Raw genomic sequence first — 17,688 nt, 5'->3', positions numbered from 1 at the left:
ACCGGTGTCGTACGCAGCGGTAACCTCCAACTACCCCGCCCCACCGGGCCGCAGATCCCGCGCCACGATGGCCGCCTGCACCCGGTTCGACACCCCCAGCTCGGTGAGGATCCGGCTCACATGCGCCTTCACCGTCGATTCCCGTAGCCGCAACTGCTTCCCGATCTCCGCGTTCGTCAGCCCGTCCGCCACCCGCTCCAGCACCTGCCGCTCGCGCGCGGTGAGCCGTCCCACGGCCTCCTGGGCGGCTCTCGTACGGGCCGAGTCCGGGCGGTGGAAGCGGCTGATGACCGTACGGGTGACGGCGGGCGAGAGCATCGCCGCGCCGCCGGCGACCACCCGCACCGCGCGCAGGATCTCGTCCGGCGGCGTGGACTTGAGCAGGAATCCGGCCGCGCCGGCGGCCAGCGCCCCGTACACGTACTCGTCCAGGTCGAAGGTCGTCAGCACCGCCACCGCGGGCGGCGAAGGCAGCGCCCGCAGCGCGCTGGTGGCCGCGATCCCGTCCATCACCGGCATCCGGATGTCCACCAGCGCCACGTCCGTGCGGCGGCCGCGGGCCAGCTCCACCGCCTCCCTGCCGTCGGCCGCCTCGCCGACCAGCTCGAGGCCGTCGTCGGTGGCTACGAGGTCGGTGAGTCCGGCTCGTACGAAGGCGTCGTCGTCGACGATCATCACCTTGATCAACGGGACACCGCCCCAGCCGCCGCCAGACCCGCTTCGGCGTCCTGCGGATGCGTGGGTACGGGCAGTTCCGCGCGCAGCTCGAAGCGGCCGTCCGCGCGGCGGTGGCTGAGCCGCCCGTGCAGCGCGGCCACCCGCTCGGCGATGCCGATGAGCCCGTAGCCGCGGTGGCCGGGTTCCGGGTCGGCGTCGGGCGCGGGGTTGGTGACGCGGATGGTCACCCGCGCTCGGTCCACGGCCACCGCCAAAGACACCGGCCGCCCAGGCGCATGCTTGCGCGCGTTGGTGAGCGCCTCCTGCACGATCCGATGCGCCGCGAGCCGCACCGCGGCCGGGAGCGGGGCGAGTTCGCCGAGCTCGGCCTCGACCGGCGTGCCCGCGGCCCGCGCGGCGGCGACCAGCGCGGGCAGGTCGTCGGCGGTCGGGGTGAGGGGTGCCGGTCCGTCCTCGTCGCGCAGCGCGCCGAGCAGGTCGCGCAGGTCGTCGAGGGCGTGCGCGCCGGTTTCGCGGAGCTGGCCGAGGCGTTCGCGTACGGGCTCGGGGACCTCGGTGGCGCGGCGCTGGAGCACGCCGGTGTGCAGCACCAAGAGGCTCAGCCGGTGGGCGAGGACGTCGTGCATCTCGCGGGCGATACGGGCCCGTTCCGCCAGTCGCACGCGGTCGTCGCGGAGCCGGTTCGCGGCTTCGAGGTGGTCGAGCTCGGCGGCGAGGGAGCGGGCGAGGTCGCGGTGGCTGCGGGCGGCGAGGCCGAACGCGACCGGCACGATCAGCACCGCGCACGGCAGATACGTCACCAAGGGCATGTTCACCAGCTCGCGGAACGGCCCGTACCAGGCCGGCACGAACGCCGCCGCGGTCAGCGCGATCGCGTACCGGGGCGGCTGCCGCACGGTCACCGCGTACAGCGCCACCAGCACCGGCCACACCTGACTCTCCAGCAGGAACCCGGCGAGCGCCATCGCCGCAACGGTCAGCGGCAGCCGGCGGCTGAGCAGCAGCGCGGCGCACAGCGCCACGGCCACGACGGTGCTGCCCGCCGGTCCCGATATCAGCCCGGCGTCCTCGGTGAGCGCCTCGCGCACCGACTTGTACGTCACGAAGACGAGCCCTGCGGCCTCCAGCAGGCGGCGCTTGCGCGGCGTCAGTGTCATGCCCCGCATCGTAAGCGGCCGGTGGGCGGCGGACATTCGACGAAAGTCGGGGGTCCGAGGCGGCGGGCCCGACCTTCGTCGGTGCGGTGGGGGCGACGTCCGGCGGATCCGGGCGGACGCCGGTCGCCGGAGGGTGAGGTGGACCGAGCGAACAACACGAGAGAGGTCCAGCAATGGCAAGAAACCGTTCCAGTGCGTCGATGTCCCGGCGGAGCATGCTCGGCGGCACGGCTGCGGCGGCGGCCGCGGCTGCCGCCGGTCCGGTCTTCGGTGGCACCGCGGCAGCGGCCGCGGACAAGCCGGGCGCCTCCGGCCGCCGTTACGCCGGGAAGACCGTGCTGGTCACCGGCGCGACCTCGGGCATCGGCCGGGCGGCGGCCATCGCCTTTGCCCGCGAGGGGGCCAAGGTCGGGTTCTGCGGGCGCAGGGAGCGGCTCGGCCGCGAGGTGGAGCGGGAGATCCGGGCGGCCGGTGGCGAGGCCACGTACTTCAAGGCGGATGTGCGCCGCCCGAAGGAGGTCGAGGCCTTCGTCGACCGGGTGGTGCGCACGTACGACGGCCTCGACATCGCGCTGAACAACGCGGGCATCCAGAAGCCGTTCACCGACCTGCACGAAGTCTCCGTCGAGGAGTGGGACGACGTCACGCTCACCAACACCCGCGGCGTCTTCCTCGCCATGAAGTACGAGATCCCGCACCTGCGGCGGCGCGGTGGCGGGGTGATCCTGGTGACCGGCTCCTCGAACCAGTTCCAGACCCGGGCCGGCCTCGGCTCGTACACGGCGAGCAAGAACAGCGTCACCGGCCTGGTGCAGGCCGCCGCGATCGAGAACGGCAAGCACGGCATCCGGGTGGTCTCCCTCGCCCCCGGCACCACGGACACGCCGATGCTGGAGGTGCACCGGCCCGACGGGCTCTCGGACGCGGACTGGGAGAAGGCGAAGGCGCAGATCGCGCAGGGGGTCGACGCGTTCAAGCGGATGGCGAAGCCGGAGGAGATGGCGACCGCCGCGCTTGCCCTGGCCTCTGCTGACCTCGGCTTCCAGACCGGCGCGACGGTGCTGGTCGACGGCGGGCAGCTGGCGGGCCTGTGACCGCGGAGTGGAGGGTGGCGCGGACCCGGTAGACGGTGGCTCGGAAGGCGTTCATGGGTTCAGCCTTTACGGCCGGTGTGAAGGCGGGATGAAGAGCCTCTGAAGAGTCCGGCAAAAGGGGCGAGGGGCCGGGCGGCCCGGGACGGGGGCCGGATGGCACTCGCCGCGGGGCGGGCAGGGAATGGAGCCTGGAACCAGCCCGACGATTTGCGACCAGCCGGTGAGGACGCTCATGCAAGCGACACTCGACGCGGCCGCTCTGGAGAAGCTCGTCTCCGCTGCCATGGCCGCGCCTCCGCCGCCCGGCGCGCCACGCGTGGCGGGGGCGCCCAGTGCTCCCGCCACGCCCGCCGGCGGCCGGCGGCAGCTGCGCCAGCCGTGGCGCTTCCGGCTCGACCCGGAGCCCGCCACGGTGCAGGTACGGGCCGTGCAGCCGCCGCTGCCCGGCGACCGGCCGCTGCATCTGTGCGTCGGCGCCGCCCTGTTCAACCTCCGCGTGGCCATCGCGCACCTCGGCTGGGAGCCGGTGGTGCGGCTGCTCCCGGCGCCCGCGCACCCGGACCTGCTCGCCACCGTCCGGCTCGCGGGCCCGGTGCGGCCCGGCACCCGCAACCGCCCCGACCTCTACGCCAGCGTCTGGCGGCGGCACTCCAGCGTCCTCCCGCTGTCCCGCTACCGCCGCCCGCCGTCGGCGGTCGTGGCGGAGCTGCGCGAGGCCGCGTGGGCGGAAGGCGCGGCGCTGTCCTTCGCGCCGGTGGGCGCTCCGCTGATCGCCGTGCTGGCCACCGACCAGGACGACCCCGCCGGCTGGCTGCGGGCCGGTCAGGCGCTGCAGCACGTGCTGCTCACCGCGACGGCCAACGGGGTGCGGGTCGCGCCGCTGGAGGCCCCGGGCCCCTGGCGCATGAGCGTGCCGGCGGCGGCCCGGCATCCGCTGGTGGCGCTGCGGCTGGGGTACGGGCCGTAACCCTCACTCCTCGTCCGCAGGCAGCGGCACCGACCACCTCAGCCGCGTCCCGCCCCCCGGCGGCCTCCCGATGACCATGTCGCCGCCCAGCTGCCGGGCCCGCTCCGCGAGATTGCGCAGGCCGCTGCGGCGGCCCCGGTCCGCGATGCCGATGCCGTCGTCGATCACGGTGAGGGTCAGCGAGCCGCCGTCCGACACCAGCGACACGTCCGCGGCGGAGGCCTCGGCGTGCCGGGCGACGTTGGTGAGCGCCTCCTTGAGGACCGCGACCGCGTGGTCGGCCACCGCGGCCGGCACGTCCGTGTCCACCAGGCCCTCGGTGCGCAGCGCGGGGGTGAAGGTCAGGGCCGGCACGGCCTCCTCGATCACCCGGGCGGTACGCACCCGCAGCCCGTGCAGCCCCGTCCCGGTGGGCTGCACCCGCAGCCCGAAGACCGTAGACCGAATGATCTTGATCGTCTCGTCCAGGTCATCGGCCGCCCGCAGCAGCCGCTCGTTGGCCTCGGGACGGTCCACGAACCGCACCAGGCTCTGCAGCGTCATCCCGGTGGCGAACAGCCGCTGGATCGCCAGGTCGTGCAGGTCCCGCGCGATCCGGTCGCGGTCGGCGAGCACGGCGAGCTGCTCGGCGTCGCCCCGCCGGTCGGCGAGCTCCATGGCGATGGCGGCCTGGCCGGCGAAGGTGAGCAGCGGCTCGATCTCGTACTCCCGGAAGACGGCGATCCGGTCGCGCCTGGCCAGCGCCAGCACGCCGCGGACGCCCGCGGTGGAGTTGAGCGGCACGGCGACGGCCGGGCCCATGCCCGTACTGGCGAGCGGGCCGTGGGCGCTGCGCGGGTCGGCGGCGAGGTCGGGGGTGCTGACCGGGATGCCGGCGGAGGCGGCCGCGCCGAGGAACGTGCCCTCTCTGGGGACGACTTCGGCCGGCGGGTCCGCCTCGTGCTCGGGGCCGCGCGCGTCCTTGACGATCGCCACTCTGAGTTCGCCGGAGTCCTCGTCGGGCACGGCGAGGACGGCGTGGTCGGCGTGCAGGATGCGGCTGGCGTGGTGGACGATCTGCTCCAGGACGCTGTGCTCGGCGGCGCCGGAGAGCAGCGCGGAGACGATCTCGGCATGCGCCTCCAGCCACTGCTGCCGGTCGCGGGACTGCTCGTACATGCGGGCGTTCTCGATGGCCACGCCCGCGGCCACTGCGAGGGTGGACAGCACCGCCTCGTCCTCGCCGTCGAACTCCTTGGCGCCGCGCTTCTGCGTCAGATAGAGATTGCCGAAAACCACCTCGCGCACTCTGATGGGCACGCCGAGGAAGGAGTGCATCGGGGGGTGGCCCGGCGGGAAGCCGTACGAGGACGGGTGCGCGCTGATCTCCTCCAGGCGCAGCGGCTCCGGGTGCCGGATCAGCTCGCCGAGGATTCCGTGGCCTTCAGGGAACTTCCCGATCGTCGCGATCTGCTCCTGGTCCATGCCCACGGGAAGGAACTGGGCGAGCCGCTCCTGCCCGCCCACCACGCCGAGCGCGCCGTATTCGGCGTCCACCAGCACCACCGCCGCCTCCACGATGCGGCGCAGCACCTGCGGCAGCTCCAGGCCGCGGCCGACCGACATCACGGCTTCCAGCAGCGTGTGTACGCGGTCCCGCGCACCCCGCATGTCGTCGATGCGTGACTGGAGTTCCTCGAGCAACTGATCCAGTTGCAGCCGAGGCAGCCGTGCCTCGCCGCCACTGCCCTCCACTTCATCACCCCCTCCGCGTGTTTTACGTTATCCGCCGCAAGTCGACTTAGGGCAAGGGAGATTGCAGTCGCATCCGATACCCTGCAGGTCGATCCAGCCGCCGTCCCCCAGGCTGAGGAGCTCTCATGCCCCGCCCGCGCGTACGACGTCGTCCTCGGCGGCAAGGACAACTATGAGGCAGACCGCGCTTTCGCCGCGAAGCTGCGGGAGACCATGCCGCAGATAGACCACCTGGCCACGCTCAATCGGCGGCTGTGGCCCAGGGCGTCAGCCCGGGCGCCCGCGTCGTATACGTGGACATTGACCCGATCGTGCTGGCGCACGGCCAGGCGCTGCTGGAACACCCCACCACCCGCGAGCTGATCGACCGCGGCCGCCCGGTGGCGGTGCTGCTGATCGGCCTGCTGCACCACCTGCACGACGACGAGGCTCCGCAGGGCATCGTGGACGCGTACCTGGACGCGGTGCCGGCCGGCAGCCATCTGGCGATATCGCACTTCTGCGATGTGGGGCCGGAAGCGCGGGAGCTGCAGGAGACGTTCCTGACGTTCCTCGGTACGGGCCGCTTCCGCACGATCGCGGAGATCTCCGGGTACTTCCGGGGGCTTGAAATGGCCGAGCCCGGCGTGGTGCCGCTGCCGGCGTGGCGGCCTGATGGCAGCCCGCCCGGGGAGCTCACGCTGGTGGACCGTCTGATGGCGGCGGGGGTGGCCCGGAAGCCGTAACGGGCTCGGAGTCGTCCGGGCCGTCGGGGGTGGCCTCCTGCTCGAGCGCGTGGCGCTCCTGCCAGATGCCGCTCAGTACGACGTACACCACGCAGGCGGCGATGATCCCCTCGGCCCAGAAGAACGCCGCGTAGTCCATCACCGAGCCGATCGGCGGCGACCCGGGGGCGGCGTTACGGAGCCCGACCAGGGCGAAGAGGCTGGTGGCCATCCAGCTGAGCGCCGCCCAGTTCATGCCGCCCTTGCGGCCGACGACGACCCAGGCGCCGCCGAGCACGGCCAGGGCGATCGCCCACATGGCGATCATCATGAACCAGGCGAGGATGAGAGTGCTGCGGCTGCGGGTGACTTCGGCTTCCATGAGCAGGATGTCGTCGCTGGTCCGCACGTTCTTCTGGTGCACCTCGAAGAACGGATCGGTCTCATGGAACGTGACCCGCAGCGGCACCCGCCGGTCCCCGTCCTCCACCAGAATGCCGAACCTGAACTGATAGCGATCGAAGGGATAGTCGGTGACCGTGCCGCGGCGGACCGGGAACGGCAGCCGGATCGTCCCGACGGGCTTGTCGGCCGGGAGTACGACCTCAGGATGCTCGGCCGCCGATGTGGTGATCACCAGCCGCCGCTTGGGACCGAGGTCGTTCTTCTTGGACTCCAGCTCGCTGCCCTCGGGGATCACCGGCGCGATCGACACCGTCATCACCCGGGTGGTGGGGTCGACGCGCTGCCCCGATACGTCGAACCAGATCGGGACGGTCTTCCCCCGCTCCCCGAGCACCCGCTCCACCTGTCGGCTGTCCCGCTCGTTGAAGTACAGCAGGATCCCGGCGGTGCAGAGCGCCGCGATCAGCGCCAGCACGCCGACGTGGACGGCGGTGCGGCGGCGGAGTGCGCGGCGGAGCATCCCCTCAGGATGATCGCGCGGGCCGCGGTCCCGGCGGACAACACGCCGATCGTCCGAGGCCCGCTGTCAGTGGCCGGTGCAATGCTGTGCAGGGTCAGGGAGGGCAATCCCGAGAGGGGACCCAGATGATCACCACAGACTTCTTACCGGGCGCGCCGAACTGGGTGGATCTCACCACCAGCGATGTCGACGCCGCCAAGGACTTCTATCGCGCCGTGTTCGGCTGGGAGTTCGTCTCCGCCGGCGCCGAGGCCGGGGGCTACGGGTTCTTCCAGCTCGGCGGCCGCACCGTCGCCGCAGTGGGGCCGTTCTATCCCGAGCAGAAGGCCGGCGAGCTGCCGCACTGGACGGTCTATTTCCGCACCGCCGACGTGGACGCCGCCGTCAAGGCGGTCGAGCAGGGCGGCGGCCGGATCCGGCAGGCGCCGTACGACGTCTTCAGCCTGGGCCGGCAGGCGGATGTCAGCGACCCGGCCGGCGCGGACTTCTCGCTGTGGCAGCCGCGCGACAAGATCGGCCTCGATGCGGTGAACGAGCACGGCATGTTCGCGTGGGCCGAGCTCGCCACCACGGACCGGCCGGCCGCGATGGACTTCTATCGCACCGTCCTCGACTGGCGCACGAGTGACTATGACATGCCCCCGATCGGCACGTACACGACGGTCGCCGCCGCCGGCGCCGCCGCCGAGGGGGGCGACCACGGCGGCATCATGGAGCTGCCGGAGGAGGCCCGGCGCGGCGGCGCCACGCCGGAGTGGCACCCGTATTTCGAGGTGCGCGACTGCGACGCCGCCTTCAGCCGGGCCTTGGAGCTGGGGGCCACCGAAATGATGGCCCCGAGCGACGTGGAGATGGCCGGACGGATAGCCATGATCAAGGACCCGGCCGGCGCCGTGCTCGCGATCATCACGTCGGCCCCGGCCCCGTAGCCGCCGCGTTCAGTACGGCGATGACGTCGGCGTCGGTCAGCTGCGCGAAGTCGTCGTAGTAGAAGCCGACGGCGCCGAAGCCGGGCGGCCGGTGCGGGCATTCGACGTCGTCGGCATCCGCGCGCAGCCGTGCCACGCCCTCGGGCGAGCCCACCGGCACGGCCAGCGTGACGTGCGCGGGGCGGCGCTCGCGCAGCGCCCGTACGGCCGCGCGTGCGGTCGAGCCGGTGGCCAGGCCGTCGTCCACGACCAGCACCCAGCGGCCGGCCACGTCCGGCGCCGGACGGCCCTGCCGGTACGTGTCCTCGCGGCGGCGCACCTCGCGCACCGCCCGCTCGGCCTCGGGCGCGAGGTCCGCGGGGGTGTATCCGGCGGCTGCCAGCGCCTGCGGGTCGTATACGGGCGGGCCGCCGCCGGCGACGGCGCCGAGGGCGTATTCCTCGCGGCCCGGCATGCCGATCTTGCGGGCCACGAGCACATCGAGCGGGGCGCCGAGCGCCCGGGCGATCTCGTCCGCCACCGGCACCCCGCCGCGCGGCAGCGCGAGCACCAGCGGTACGGGCAGGTCGTCCCGGCTCCGGCGCTCGTGCAGGCGCTGCGCGAGGTCCCGGCCTGCCTCCCTGCGATCGTGATAGCGCATGGACATGCCCTCCGAGTGACCCGCTTCACATGAGCTGATGTCACATTCCACCCTGCGGCATCCGTCGAAGGGGTGTCAGAACGAAGAACCACCTGGATGGAGGGGGCCATGGCCCGCATCTCGCTCACCCCGCCGCGCACCCTGTTTTTCCGCGCCATGGAGTGGTACTCCAAGCGGACCTACGGCAAGGTGCTGGACCCGGGCAAGGCCCTGGCCCACAACCGCAAGGTGCTGATCACCGACGCGAAGCTGGAGCGCTCCGCGGCCAAGTGGGACGCACTCGACCCGGAGCTCAAGGCGCTCGCCGTGATGGCCTCGTCGGCCGCCATCGGATGCAGCTGGTGCATGGACTTCGGCTACTGGGAGTCGCATGAGCAGGGCATGGATCCGGCCAAGCTCCGGGACGTGCCGATGTGGCGCGAAAGCTCCCTCTACACGCCGCTGGAGCGCGACGTCCTGGAGTACTCGGAGGCCATGACCGCCACCCCGCCCGAGGTCGACGACACCCTCGCCCAGACGCTGCTGGACGAGCTCGGCGAGGCCGCGTTCGTGGAGCTCACCGCGATGGTGGCGCTGGAGAACCTGCGCTCGCGCATCAACTCGGCGCTGGGGCTCACCAGCCAAGGCTTCAAGGATTCCTGCGAGGTGCCGAACGCGGCCGCGCAAGCGCCCCCGGCCGCTCAGTCCTCGGGCCCCGCCAGCGAGTGACCCGGCTGTTCCAGCGGCGTCAGGTCCGGCCGCTTCGGCCGGACCCCGTCACCGGAGGACTCCCCGCGCAGCCGCCGCCCGATCCACGGCACCAGGTGCTCGCGCGCCCAGTGGATGTCGTCGCGGCGCGTCTCGTACGTGCCGCGCGGCGGCTGCGGCGGCCACGGCTGGTCCGGGTCGCAGGGCACGTCGAGCCCGATCACCTGCGCGGCCCGCAGCGCGACCCGGGTGTGCCCGTCGGGTGACAGGTGCAGCCGGTCGCCGTCCCAGGCCCGCCGGTCCTGTACGGACTTGAGCGACCACAGGTCGAGCACCGGGCAGTCGTAGCGGTCGGCGATGGCGCGGATGTGCGCCGTGTACGTGGCGACCTTCCCGCGCAGATGCCGCAGCACCGGCACCCCGCGGGTGTCGAAGCCGGTGGTGACCATGACGGTCGGCACGACGCCGGTGAGCCGGGCGACGGCGGCCTCGAAGCGCTCGGCGATATCGTCCGGGTCGGTGCCCGGCCGGATCACGTCATTGCCCCCGGCGCAGAAGCTCACCAGGTCGGGCCGGAGCTCGATGGCGCGCGGCACCTGCTCGGCGACGATCTGGTCGAGGACGCGGCCGCGGATCGCGAGGTTGGCGTACTGGAGGCCGCCGTCGGCCGAGCCGCGCGCCAGCAGCGTCGCGAAGCGGTCGGCCCAGCCGATGAACTGCCCGTCGGGGCCCGGGTCTCCGACTCCTTCGGTGAAGCTGTCACCGATCGCCACGTAGGACTGCGGGGATATCACTGCGTCTGCCACGTCGGTCCATGTTCCGCCTCGCCTGCCCACCTACGCCACCGTAGAAAGGCCATCCCGCCGTGATCTCGATCACCCGTGCCGCAGCCGCAGGTGCACCACCGCCGCGTCCAGATCCCCGCGCAGCGGCAGCACCAGCCCCCGGTGCGCGAGGACGGCGCCGCGGTGCACGGTCCCGCTCGCCACGTCCTCGTACTCCGCGGCCGGGTCGATCCCGCGCAGCCGCAGCGGCGGCACCGCCTCGGCGTAGCGCTGCGCCTGCAGCCAGCCGAGCACCGCGGTCTCGCCGCCGTCGCGCGCCACGTACTGCACGGCGGTCAGCCCCTCCTGCGGCGCCCGCAGCCGGTGCAGCTCGCCGTGCTGCACCAGCGGCCTGATCCGCTGGTACGCCGCCACCCACTCGGCCGCCTCGGCCAGCTCCGCCTCGCTCCACCGCGCCAGGTCGCCGCCGATGCCGAGGACCCCCGCCATGGCGCTGACGAAGCGGTAGCGGAGCGACGAAGTGCGGCTCTGCATCTGATCGTTGGGGCTGTCGGTGACCCAGGCCGCCATCACCCGCGCCGGGTGCAGCTGGCTGAAGCCGTGCTGGATCGGCAGCCGGTCGAGCGGGTCGGTGTTGTCGGAGGTCCACACCTGGTCCGTACGGGCGAGGATGCCGAGGTCGACCCGCCCGCCGCCGCCTGAGCAGGACTCGAAGGCGACGTGCGGGTGGGCGGCGCGCAGCCGGTCGAGGAGCGCGTAGAGCCCGTCGACGTGTCCGGGGCCAGTGTGGTGCGCCTCGCTGAAGGACCGGTTGAAGTCCCACTTCACGTAGTCGATCGCGGCCGACCGCAGCAGCGCGTCCAGCCGCTCCCACAGGTGCTCGCGCACGTCCTCGCGCCCGAGGTCGAGGACCAGCTGATTGCGGAACTCGGTGCGCCACCGGCCCTCCCGCCGCTGCACCCAGTCGGGATGGGCCCGGTAGAGATCGCTGTCGGGATTCACCATCTCCGGCTCGACCCAGATCCCGAACTGCATCCCGAGCGCGTGCACATCATCCGCGAGCGGCTTGAGCCCATCAGGAAAGCGGTCCGGATTCGGCGTCCAGTCCCCCAGCCCGGTCCGGTCATTGGTCCGTTTCCCGAACCAGCCGTCATCCACCACGAACAACTCGACGCCCATCGCCGCGGCCCGCCGCGCGAGTTCCCGCTGATGCCCGATCTCGACGTCGAAGGTGGTGGCCTCCCATGAGTTGTAGAGCACCGGCCGTGCGCTGCCGGCGTCCGGGATGACATGCGCGAGCTGCCAGGCGTGCCAGGCCCGCGAGGCGGCGCCGAAGCCGCCGGCGGCGTAGAGCCCGGCGAAGACCGGGGTCGTGTACGTATCGCCGGGCGCGAGCCGCACCAGGCCGCTGTCGTCGTGCCCGGCCCCGCCGCCGGCCTGCACCGCCCCGCCCGGCTGCTGCTCGACGGCGATCCGCCACGACCCGGACCAGGCCAGCGCGGCCCCGTACACCTCCCCGTGCTCCTCCCCCGCGTCGCCCGCGTCGAGGGCGATCCAGGGCAGCAGCGTGTGCGAGGTGTGCCCGCGGCGGCTGCCGAGCTCCTTGATGCCGGGGGTGACGTCGGCCCGTACGAGCCGGGACTCCGCGCCCCACCGCCCGTGCAGGTGCGACAGCCGCCAGTGGTCGCGTACGGGCAGGGTCCAGGTCGCGGCGTCGGCGCGGAGGACTTCGAGGGGCCCGGTGGCTCCGGTGTGGTGCAGGGTGACCCAGCGCTCCAGGACGTCGCTGTCGTCCCGTATCCGGTAGTGCAGCCGGATGTCCAGGCCGTGCAGCGCGTCGTGGAAGCGCAGCCGCAGCTGGTCGCCGTCCGCGTCCGCACCCTGGAATTCCCACTCCGTGCCGCGGGCGGCGGGGTCCCCCTCGGCCCGGACGATCAGCGCGGGCCTGGCGAACCGCGGCCCGCCCTCGACCGGGTACTCCTCCCGCCCGTCGAGCCGCGACTCGAAGCCGCGCTCCCGCGGCAGCGGCTCCACGTGCAGCGCCTCCGCGTCGGCCAGGGCCAGCCGCGGGCCCCAGTAGAGGTGCCGCAGCTCATCGCCCGCTCCGAGCCGCAGCGCATAGCTGCTGGCCGGGCCGGAGAGCAGCCAGAACCGCCCATTGCCACCGCTTTCAATCACCGTAAACCCCCACTGTCGCGCACGTCCGCACATCATCGCCCGCCGGTGATCGCTCTGGCCAGGGGGTCGGTGTCGTATGGTCGGAAGGCCCCGAGCCTCAGGAGAGCCGCATGACGCAGACGACCGAGCCAGAGCTGACCGGCATACGCAACTTCCGGGATGTCGGCGGCCTGCCCACGGTGGACGGCCGATGTATCGCCCCGGGCCGCCTCTACCGCAGCGGGCACCTCGCGCACGCCACCCCCGAGGACGCCGCCTTCCTCGCCTCGCTCGGTCTGCACACGGTCTTCGACTTCCGCAATGCCGCCGACATCCGCCTCGAGGGCCCCGACGTCGAGCTCCCGGGCGTACGCAACCTCAACCTGCCGCTGAACGACCCGGCGGAGGGCAAGGAATTCTGGCTGATGGTCCGCAACGGCGACCTGGCCCAGCTGCGCTCGATCCTCGGCGACGGCCAGGCCGCGGGTCGCATGGAGGACTCGTATCGCGCCATGATCCGCGACCGCAACGCCGAGCACTCCCGCGTCCTGCACGCCCTCGCGGACGACAGCGTGCCGGCGCTGATGCACTGCGCGGCGGGCAAGGACCGCGCGGGCCTGACGGTCGCGATCACGCTGCTGGCCGTCGGCGTCGAGCGCGACGCCATCGAGAAGGACTACCTCGAGTCGAACGCCAAGCACCGCCGCTACAAGATCAAGCGCGACGAGAACGCGGGCGACGGCATGTCCCCCGAGGTCATGGACCTCCTCAGCCCGCTCTTCGACGCCCGCGCCTCGTATCTGGCGGCCGCGCTGGAGGCGATGACCGACCAGTGGGGCTCCACCGAGAACTACCTGACGGCGGGCCTCGGCCTCTCGGCCGAGACCCGGGACCGGCTGAAGGAGAAGCTGGTCGGCTAGCGGTTTGCCACCGCCTGCTTGACGAGGGTCTTGCCGAAGTCCCACATCAGACCGCCGCCGCCGTGGGCGTCGTCCATCACCGCCGTGAAGGCGTCCACGAAGCGGTCGACGTCCTTCTCCTCCACCACCAGCGGCGGGATCAGCTTGATGACCTCCAGGTGATCCCCTGAGACCTGGGTGAGGATGCGGTGCCGCTGGAGCAGCGGGACGACGACCATCTGTGCGAAGAGACCCTTGCGGGCCGCCTGCAGCATGGTCCATTTACTGCGCAGACCAAGGGACTTCGGTCGGCCGAACTCGATGCCGATCATCAGCCCGCGGCCCCTGATCTCCTTCAGCAGCTCGTACTTCGGCACCAGCGCTTCCAGCCGGGACCGCAGCAGATCTCCCGTATGCCGGGCATTGGCGACCAGCTGCTCGTCCTCCATCACGGCGAGGGTCGCAAGACCCGCCGCCATCGCCTGCGCGTTGGTGGCGAAGCTCGCGGAGTGGACCAGGACGCGGTCCATGGACGAGTAGACCTTCTTGAAGATCCAGTCCTTGCCGAGGGTGGCCCCGACCGGCACATAGCCGCCAGACAGCGCCTTCGCCACGCACACCAGATCCGGTTCGACGCCGTCCTCGTGCTGGTACGCGAAGAAGTCGCCGGTGCGGCCGATGCCGGTCTGCACCTCGTCGGCGATGAGCAGCGCCTTGTGCTTGTGCAGCAACTCCTGGGCGGCGCGCAGGAACCCCGGCGGGGACGCCAGCACCCCCTTGCCCTGGATGGGCTCCACGATGAGGCCCGCCACATCGCCCTTCTTCAGCTCCCGCTCCAGCGCCGCCAGGTCGCCCAGTTCGATCGCGGTGTCCGGCAGCAGCGGCGCGAAGCCGTCGCGGAAGCCCGCCTCGCCGTTGACCGACAGCGAGCCGGTCGTCAGCCCGTGGAAGGCGTGGTCGCAGTAGAGCACCCGCGGCTTGCCCGTCGCGTACCGGGCGAACTTCAGGGCCGTCTCCACCGCCTCCGTGCCGCTGTTGCCGAAGAAGACCCGGTCCAGGTGCGGGGCGTACGTCAGGAGCTTCTCGGCGAGCAGCCCCGGCAGCGGCTGGCAGTCGAAGCGGGTCAGGTCCGCCAGCGACGCGTCCAGCACGTCGTGCAGCGCCTTGCGCACCACCGGATGGTGGCGGCCGATGCCCATCACGCCGAAGCCCGCGAGCATGTCGAGGTAGTCGTTGCCTTCTTCGTCGAAGAAGTACGCCCCTTCGGCCCGCTCGTAGACCTTGTCGAAGCCGATGGTGTGCAGCATGCGCGGCAGCTGGTGGTTCAGGTGCTGCGCATGCAGCTCGTAGCGCTCCTTGCCGCGGGCGGCGAGCAGCTCGCCGAGGTCGAAGCTCATCCGTCGTCCTTCTCCTTACGGGCCGCCAGCACGCCGCCGACCGCACCCGCGATCTCCGCCGGGGTCAGCCCGAGCTCGGCGAGCACCTCGCCGCGTTTGCCGTGCGGGATGAACTGCTGCGGCAGGCCGAAGCAGCGCACCTGCAGGTCCACCTCTGCGTCCCGCAGCGCCCGCTCGACGGCGGATCCGACGCCGCTGGAACGGGAGTTGTCCTCCACCACCGCCACCATCCGGTGCCGGGCGGCGAGCGGCGGCAGCTCCTCGTCCACGGGCTTCACCCAGCGCGGGTCGACGACGGTGCAGCCGATCCCGCGCCCGGCGAGCAGCTCGGCGACCTGCACGCAGGTCTCCCCCATCGTCCCTACGGCGACCAGCAGCACGTCCTCCGTATCGCCGCGGGCGAGAACATCCATGCCGCCGATCCGGTCCACGGCCGGCACCGGATCGCCGACCGATCCGCGCGCGAAGCGCACCACGGTCGGCGCGTCGTCCACCTCGACCGCCTCCCGCAGCTGCAGCCGCAGCTGCTCGGCGTCGCGCGGCGCGGCGATCCGCAACCCCGGCACCACCTGGAGGATCGACATGTCCCACATTCCGTGGTGGGAGGCGCCGTCCGGGCCCGTGATCCCCGCCCGGTCGAGTACGAAGGTGACCCCGCAGCGATGCAGCGCCACATCCATCAGCACCTGGTCGAAGGCCCGGTTGAGGAAGGTCGCATAGATCGCCACCACCGGATGCAGCCCGCCGGTGGCGAGCCCGGCCGCCGACACCGCGGCATGCTGCTCGGCGATGCCGACGTCCCACACCCGGTCCGGATACGCCTTCGCGAACGGCGCGAGACCGACCGGGTTCAGCATCGCCGCGGTCACCGCGACGATGTCGTCCCGCTCGGCCCCGAGCCGTACCATCTCCTCGCTGAAGACCGACGTCCACGACGGCGGCCCGGGCGCGGTCACCGGCTCGCAGGTCAGTGGGTCCATCTGGCCGACCGTGTGGAAGCGGTCCGCCTCGTCCATCAGCGCCGGCTCGTAGCCTCGCCCTTTCTCGGTCAGGCAGTGCACCAGCACCGGCCCGTGAAACCGCTTGGCCCGGGTCAGCGCCGACTCGACCGCGGCCATGTCGTGCCCGTCGATCGGGCCCATGTATTTCAGGCCCAGGTCCTCGAACATGCCCTGCGGAGCGAAGGCGTCCTTGAAGCCCTTCTTCGCGCCGTGCAGCGATTCGTACAGCGTCTTGCCGACCACCGGCATGTCCTGCACGACCTTCTTGCCCCAGGCGAGGAACTGCTCATAGCCGTCCGTCGTCCGCAGCGTCGCCAGGTGGTTGGCGAGGCCGCCTATGGTCGGGGCGTAGGACCGCTCGTTGTCGTTGACCACGATGATGAGCGGGCGGTCCTTCGCCGCCGCGATGTTGTTGAGCGCCTCCCAGGCCATGCCGCCGGTGAGCGCCCCGTCGCCGATGACCGCGACGACGTGGTCGGCCTTCCCCCGCACCTCGTTCGCCTTGGCCAGGCCGTCGGCCCAGCCGAGGACGGTCGAGGCGTGGCTGTTCTCGATGATGTCGTGCTCGGACTCCTCCCGCGACGGGTAGCCGGAGAGGCCGCCCTTGCCGCGCAGCTTGGAGAAGTCCTGCCGGCCGGTCACCAGCTTGTGGACGTAACTCTGGTGGCCGGTGTCCCACAGGATGCGGTCCGCCGGGGAGTCGAAGACCCGGTGCAGGGCGATGGTCAGCTCGACCACGCCGAGGTTCGGGCCCAGGTGGCCGCCGGTGCGGGCGACCGCGTGGATGAGGAACTGGCGGATCTCCTCCGCCAGTTCGTCCAGGTGCTCCTCCGGCAGCGCCTTCAGGTCCTGCGGTCCGCGGATGTTCTCGAGCAAGGCCATGTCCCGCCCCCTCATCTCATGCCGTCAGTTCCGGTTCCCGGCGACACTCTCCTTCGCCGCTCGGATGGACTCCTTGAGCGAACCCATGGTGGCCAGCACGGCAGTTGGCTCATAGCCGCAGTGCGCCATGCAGTTGGCGCAGCGCGGGTCCTTGCCGCGGCCGTACTTGTCCCAGTCGGTGTCCTCGATGAGTTCCTTGTACGTGGTGACGTAACCGTCGCTCATCAGATAGCAGGGGCGCTGCCAGCCGAAGAGGGAGTAGTTCGGGATCGCCCACGCGGTGCACGGGAAGTCGACCTTGCCCTCGAGGAAGTCGAGGAAGAGCGGGCTGTGGTTGAGGCGCCAGCGGCGGCGGTTGCCGCCCGCGAAGGCCTTCTTGAACAGCTCGCGGGTCTGCTCGACGCCCAGGAAGTGCTCCTGGTCGGGCGCCTTTTCATAGGCGTAGGCGGGCGAGAGCATCATCTCGTCGACCTTGAGGTCGTCGTTGAGGTAGTTGAGCACCTCGATGATGGTCTGCGGGGTGTCGGTGTTGAAGAAGGTGGAGTTGGTGGTCACCCGGAAGCCGCGGCGCTTGGCCTCCTTGATGGCCTCGACCGCCTCGTCGAAGACGCCTTCCTTCGCCACCGACTCGTCGTGCCGCTCCCGCATGCCGTCGATGTGCACGGCGAAGGCGAAGTACGGGGACGGGGTGAACTTGTCCATCTTCTTGCGCAGCAGCATGGCGTTGGTGCAGAGGAAGACGTACTTCTTCCTGGCCACCAGCTGGCGCACGATCTCATCGATCTTCGGGTGCATCAGCGGCTCGCCGCCCGCGATGGACACCATGGGCGCCCCGGACTCCAGCACCGCGCCGACCGCCTGCTGCACCGGCATCCGCTGCTTGAGCACCCCGGCGGGGTGCTGGATCTTCCCGCAGCCCTCACACGCGAGATTGCAGGCGTAGAGCGGCTCCAGCTCGACGATCAGCGGGAACTTCTCATTCCTGCGGATGACCTTCTGCTCGAAGAGATAGGTCGCGACCTTGATGGACTGGCGCAGCGGCATGGCCATCT

15 protein-coding genes and 1 pseudogene are annotated in these 17,688 nt (G+C 71.8%); 6 read left to right on the top strand and 10 right to left on the bottom strand.

What is annotated here, in order from left to right; genetic code table 11:
* Positions 1-30 precede the first annotated feature (30 nt).
* Complete coding sequence (locus tag ACNNMR_RS40245; RefSeq protein WP_419999682.1) at positions 31-687, bottom strand: response regulator; 657 nt, start codon at positions 685-687, stop codon at positions 31-33.
* The gene (locus tag ACNNMR_RS40240; RefSeq protein ID WP_419999681.1) at positions 684-1,835 is read right to left on the bottom strand and encodes a sensor histidine kinase; all 1,152 of its coding nucleotides are present in this window, start codon (positions 1,833-1,835) and stop codon (positions 684-686) included. Before ACNNMR_RS40240 ends, ACNNMR_RS40245 begins: the two co-directional genes overlap by 4 nt.
* 200 nt (positions 1,836-2,035) lie before the next feature.
* Between ACNNMR_RS40240 and ACNNMR_RS40235 the strand changes: the two genes are divergently transcribed.
* Complete coding sequence (locus ACNNMR_RS40235) at positions 2,036-2,929, top strand: SDR family NAD(P)-dependent oxidoreductase (protein ID WP_419999680.1); 894 nt, start codon at positions 2,036-2,038, stop codon at positions 2,927-2,929.
* A 232-nt stretch (positions 2,930-3,161) separates the two neighbouring features.
* Positions 3,162-3,896 carry a hypothetical protein gene (locus tag ACNNMR_RS40230; protein ID WP_419999679.1) on the top strand — a complete coding sequence of 245 codons (735 nt, stop codon included), beginning with the start codon at positions 3,162-3,164 and terminating at the stop codon, positions 3,894-3,896.
* Positions 3,897-3,899: 3 nt separating this feature from the next.
* On the opposite strand, the gene ACNNMR_RS40225 is transcribed toward ACNNMR_RS40230, so the two are convergent.
* Positions 3,900-5,546 (bottom strand): GAF domain-containing protein, encoded by a 1,647-nt coding sequence (locus ACNNMR_RS40225; protein WP_420000641.1) that lies wholly within the window; start codon positions 5,544-5,546, stop codon positions 3,900-3,902.
* 42 nt (positions 5,547-5,588) lie between these two features.
* On the opposite strand from ACNNMR_RS40225, the pseudogene ACNNMR_RS40220 reads away from it, so the two are divergent.
* Positions 5,589-6,355: pseudogene (locus ACNNMR_RS40220) on the top strand (SAM-dependent methyltransferase).
* Here ACNNMR_RS40220 and ACNNMR_RS40215 read toward each other — a convergent pair.
* A complete protein-coding gene (locus tag ACNNMR_RS40215; RefSeq protein WP_419999678.1) occupies positions 6,306-7,259 on the bottom strand; it encodes a DUF4436 family protein in 954 nt (317 codons plus the stop codon). The pseudogene ACNNMR_RS40220 and the gene ACNNMR_RS40215 overlap by 50 nt on opposite strands.
* A gap of 125 nt (positions 7,260-7,384) precedes the next feature.
* On the opposite strand from ACNNMR_RS40215, the gene ACNNMR_RS40210 reads away from it, so the two are divergent.
* The gene (locus tag ACNNMR_RS40210; RefSeq protein WP_419999677.1) at positions 7,385-8,188 is read left to right on the top strand and encodes a VOC family protein; all 804 of its coding nucleotides are present in this window, start codon (positions 7,385-7,387) and stop codon (positions 8,186-8,188) included.
* On the opposite strand, the gene ACNNMR_RS40205 is transcribed toward ACNNMR_RS40210, so the two are convergent.
* Positions 8,166-8,828 carry a phosphoribosyltransferase gene (locus ACNNMR_RS40205; RefSeq protein ID WP_419999676.1) on the bottom strand — a complete coding sequence of 221 codons (663 nt, stop codon included), beginning with the start codon at positions 8,826-8,828 and terminating at the stop codon, positions 8,166-8,168. The genes ACNNMR_RS40210 and ACNNMR_RS40205 overlap by 23 nt on opposite strands.
* Positions 8,829-8,936: 108 nt before the next feature.
* On the opposite strand from ACNNMR_RS40205, the gene ACNNMR_RS40200 reads away from it, so the two are divergent.
* A complete protein-coding gene (locus tag ACNNMR_RS40200; RefSeq protein ID WP_419999675.1) occupies positions 8,937-9,536 on the top strand; it encodes a carboxymuconolactone decarboxylase family protein in 600 nt (199 codons plus the stop codon).
* Here the strand turns inward: ACNNMR_RS40200 and ACNNMR_RS40195 are convergent.
* Both ACNNMR_RS40195 and ACNNMR_RS40190 read right to left on the bottom strand, forming a co-directional pair.
* Positions 9,509-10,321, bottom strand: a complete 813-nt coding sequence (locus tag ACNNMR_RS40195) for an SGNH/GDSL hydrolase family protein (protein ID WP_419999674.1) — start codon at positions 10,319-10,321, stop codon at positions 9,509-9,511. The genes ACNNMR_RS40200 and ACNNMR_RS40195 overlap by 28 nt on opposite strands.
* A gap of 69 nt (positions 10,322-10,390) precedes the next feature.
* On the bottom strand, positions 10,391-12,478 hold the full coding sequence (locus tag ACNNMR_RS40190; protein ID WP_419999673.1) for an alpha-galactosidase: 2,088 nt from the start codon (positions 12,476-12,478) through the stop codon (positions 10,391-10,393).
* A 110-nt stretch (positions 12,479-12,588) separates the two neighbouring features.
* On the opposite strand from ACNNMR_RS40190, the gene ACNNMR_RS40185 reads away from it, so the two are divergent.
* Positions 12,589-13,377 (top strand): tyrosine-protein phosphatase, encoded by a 789-nt coding sequence (locus ACNNMR_RS40185; protein ID WP_419999672.1) that lies wholly within the window; start codon positions 12,589-12,591, stop codon positions 13,375-13,377.
* Here ACNNMR_RS40185 and ACNNMR_RS40180 read toward each other — a convergent pair.
* Genes ACNNMR_RS40180 through hpnH form a run of 3 tightly spaced genes read right to left on the bottom strand, consistent with a single transcriptional unit; the run spans position 13,374 to position 17,686 of the window.
* Positions 13,374-14,753: an aspartate aminotransferase family protein gene (locus ACNNMR_RS40180; protein WP_419999671.1), complete on the bottom strand. Its 1,380-nt coding sequence runs from the start codon at positions 14,751-14,753 to the stop codon at positions 13,374-13,376. The genes ACNNMR_RS40185 and ACNNMR_RS40180 overlap by 4 nt on opposite strands.
* A complete protein-coding gene (dxs, locus tag ACNNMR_RS40175; RefSeq protein WP_419999670.1) occupies positions 14,750-16,636 on the bottom strand; it encodes a 1-deoxy-D-xylulose-5-phosphate synthase in 1,887 nt (628 codons plus the stop codon). The genes ACNNMR_RS40180 and dxs overlap by 4 nt, the downstream gene beginning before the upstream one ends.
* Positions 16,637-16,660: 24 nt before the next feature.
* Complete coding sequence (gene hpnH / locus ACNNMR_RS40170) at positions 16,661-17,686, bottom strand: adenosyl-hopene transferase HpnH (RefSeq protein WP_419999669.1); 1,026 nt, start codon at positions 17,684-17,686, stop codon at positions 16,661-16,663.
* Between the last annotated feature and the right edge of the window lie 2 nt (positions 17,687-17,688).

It is taken from the genome of Streptomyces boninensis, assembly GCF_048572725.1.
Taxonomy (GTDB): domain Bacteria; phylum Actinomycetota; class Actinomycetes; order Streptomycetales; family Streptomycetaceae; genus Streptomyces; species Streptomyces boninensis.
The sequence above is the reverse complement of the archived record's forward strand: the minus strand, read 5'-3'. Positions and strand labels throughout refer to the sequence as shown.

What these genes read in the sequence shown, in the direction of transcription:
- ACNNMR_RS40240 (WP_419999681.1), bottom strand. Translation starts at nt 1,835, where the DNA reads ATGACACTGACGCCGCGCAAGCGCCGCCTGCTGGAGGCCGCAGGGCTC.
- ACNNMR_RS40235 (WP_419999680.1), top strand. Translation starts at nt 2,036, where the DNA reads ATGTCCCGGCGGAGCATGCTCGGCGGCACGGCTGCGGCGGCGGCCGCG.
- ACNNMR_RS40230 (WP_419999679.1), top strand. Translation starts at nt 3,162, where the DNA reads ATGCAAGCGACACTCGACGCGGCCGCTCTGGAGAAGCTCGTCTCCGCT.
- ACNNMR_RS40225 (WP_420000641.1), bottom strand. Translation starts at nt 5,546, where the DNA reads ATGCGGGGTGCGCGGGACCGCGTACACACGCTGCTGGAAGCCGTGATG.
- ACNNMR_RS40215 (WP_419999678.1), bottom strand. Translation starts at nt 7,259, where the DNA reads ATGCTCCGCCGCGCACTCCGCCGCCGCACCGCCGTCCACGTCGGCGTG.
- ACNNMR_RS40210 (WP_419999677.1), top strand. Translation starts at nt 7,385, where the DNA reads ATGATCACCACAGACTTCTTACCGGGCGCGCCGAACTGGGTGGATCTC.
- ACNNMR_RS40205 (WP_419999676.1), bottom strand. Translation starts at nt 8,828, where the DNA reads ATGCGCTATCACGATCGCAGGGAGGCAGGCCGGGACCTCGCGCAGCGC.
- ACNNMR_RS40200 (WP_419999675.1), top strand. Translation starts at nt 8,937, where the DNA reads ATGGCCCGCATCTCGCTCACCCCGCCGCGCACCCTGTTTTTCCGCGCC.
- ACNNMR_RS40185 (WP_419999672.1), top strand. Translation starts at nt 12,589, where the DNA reads ATGACGCAGACGACCGAGCCAGAGCTGACCGGCATACGCAACTTCCGG.
- ACNNMR_RS40180 (WP_419999671.1), bottom strand. Translation starts at nt 14,753, where the DNA reads ATGAGCTTCGACCTCGGCGAGCTGCTCGCCGCCCGCGGCAAGGAGCGC.
- dxs (WP_419999670.1), bottom strand. Translation starts at nt 16,636, where the DNA reads ATGGCCTTGCTCGAGAACATCCGCGGACCGCAGGACCTGAAGGCGCTG.
- hpnH (WP_419999669.1), bottom strand. Translation starts at nt 17,686, where the DNA reads ATGGCCATGCCGCTGCGCCAGTCCATCAAGGTCGCGACCTATCTCTTC.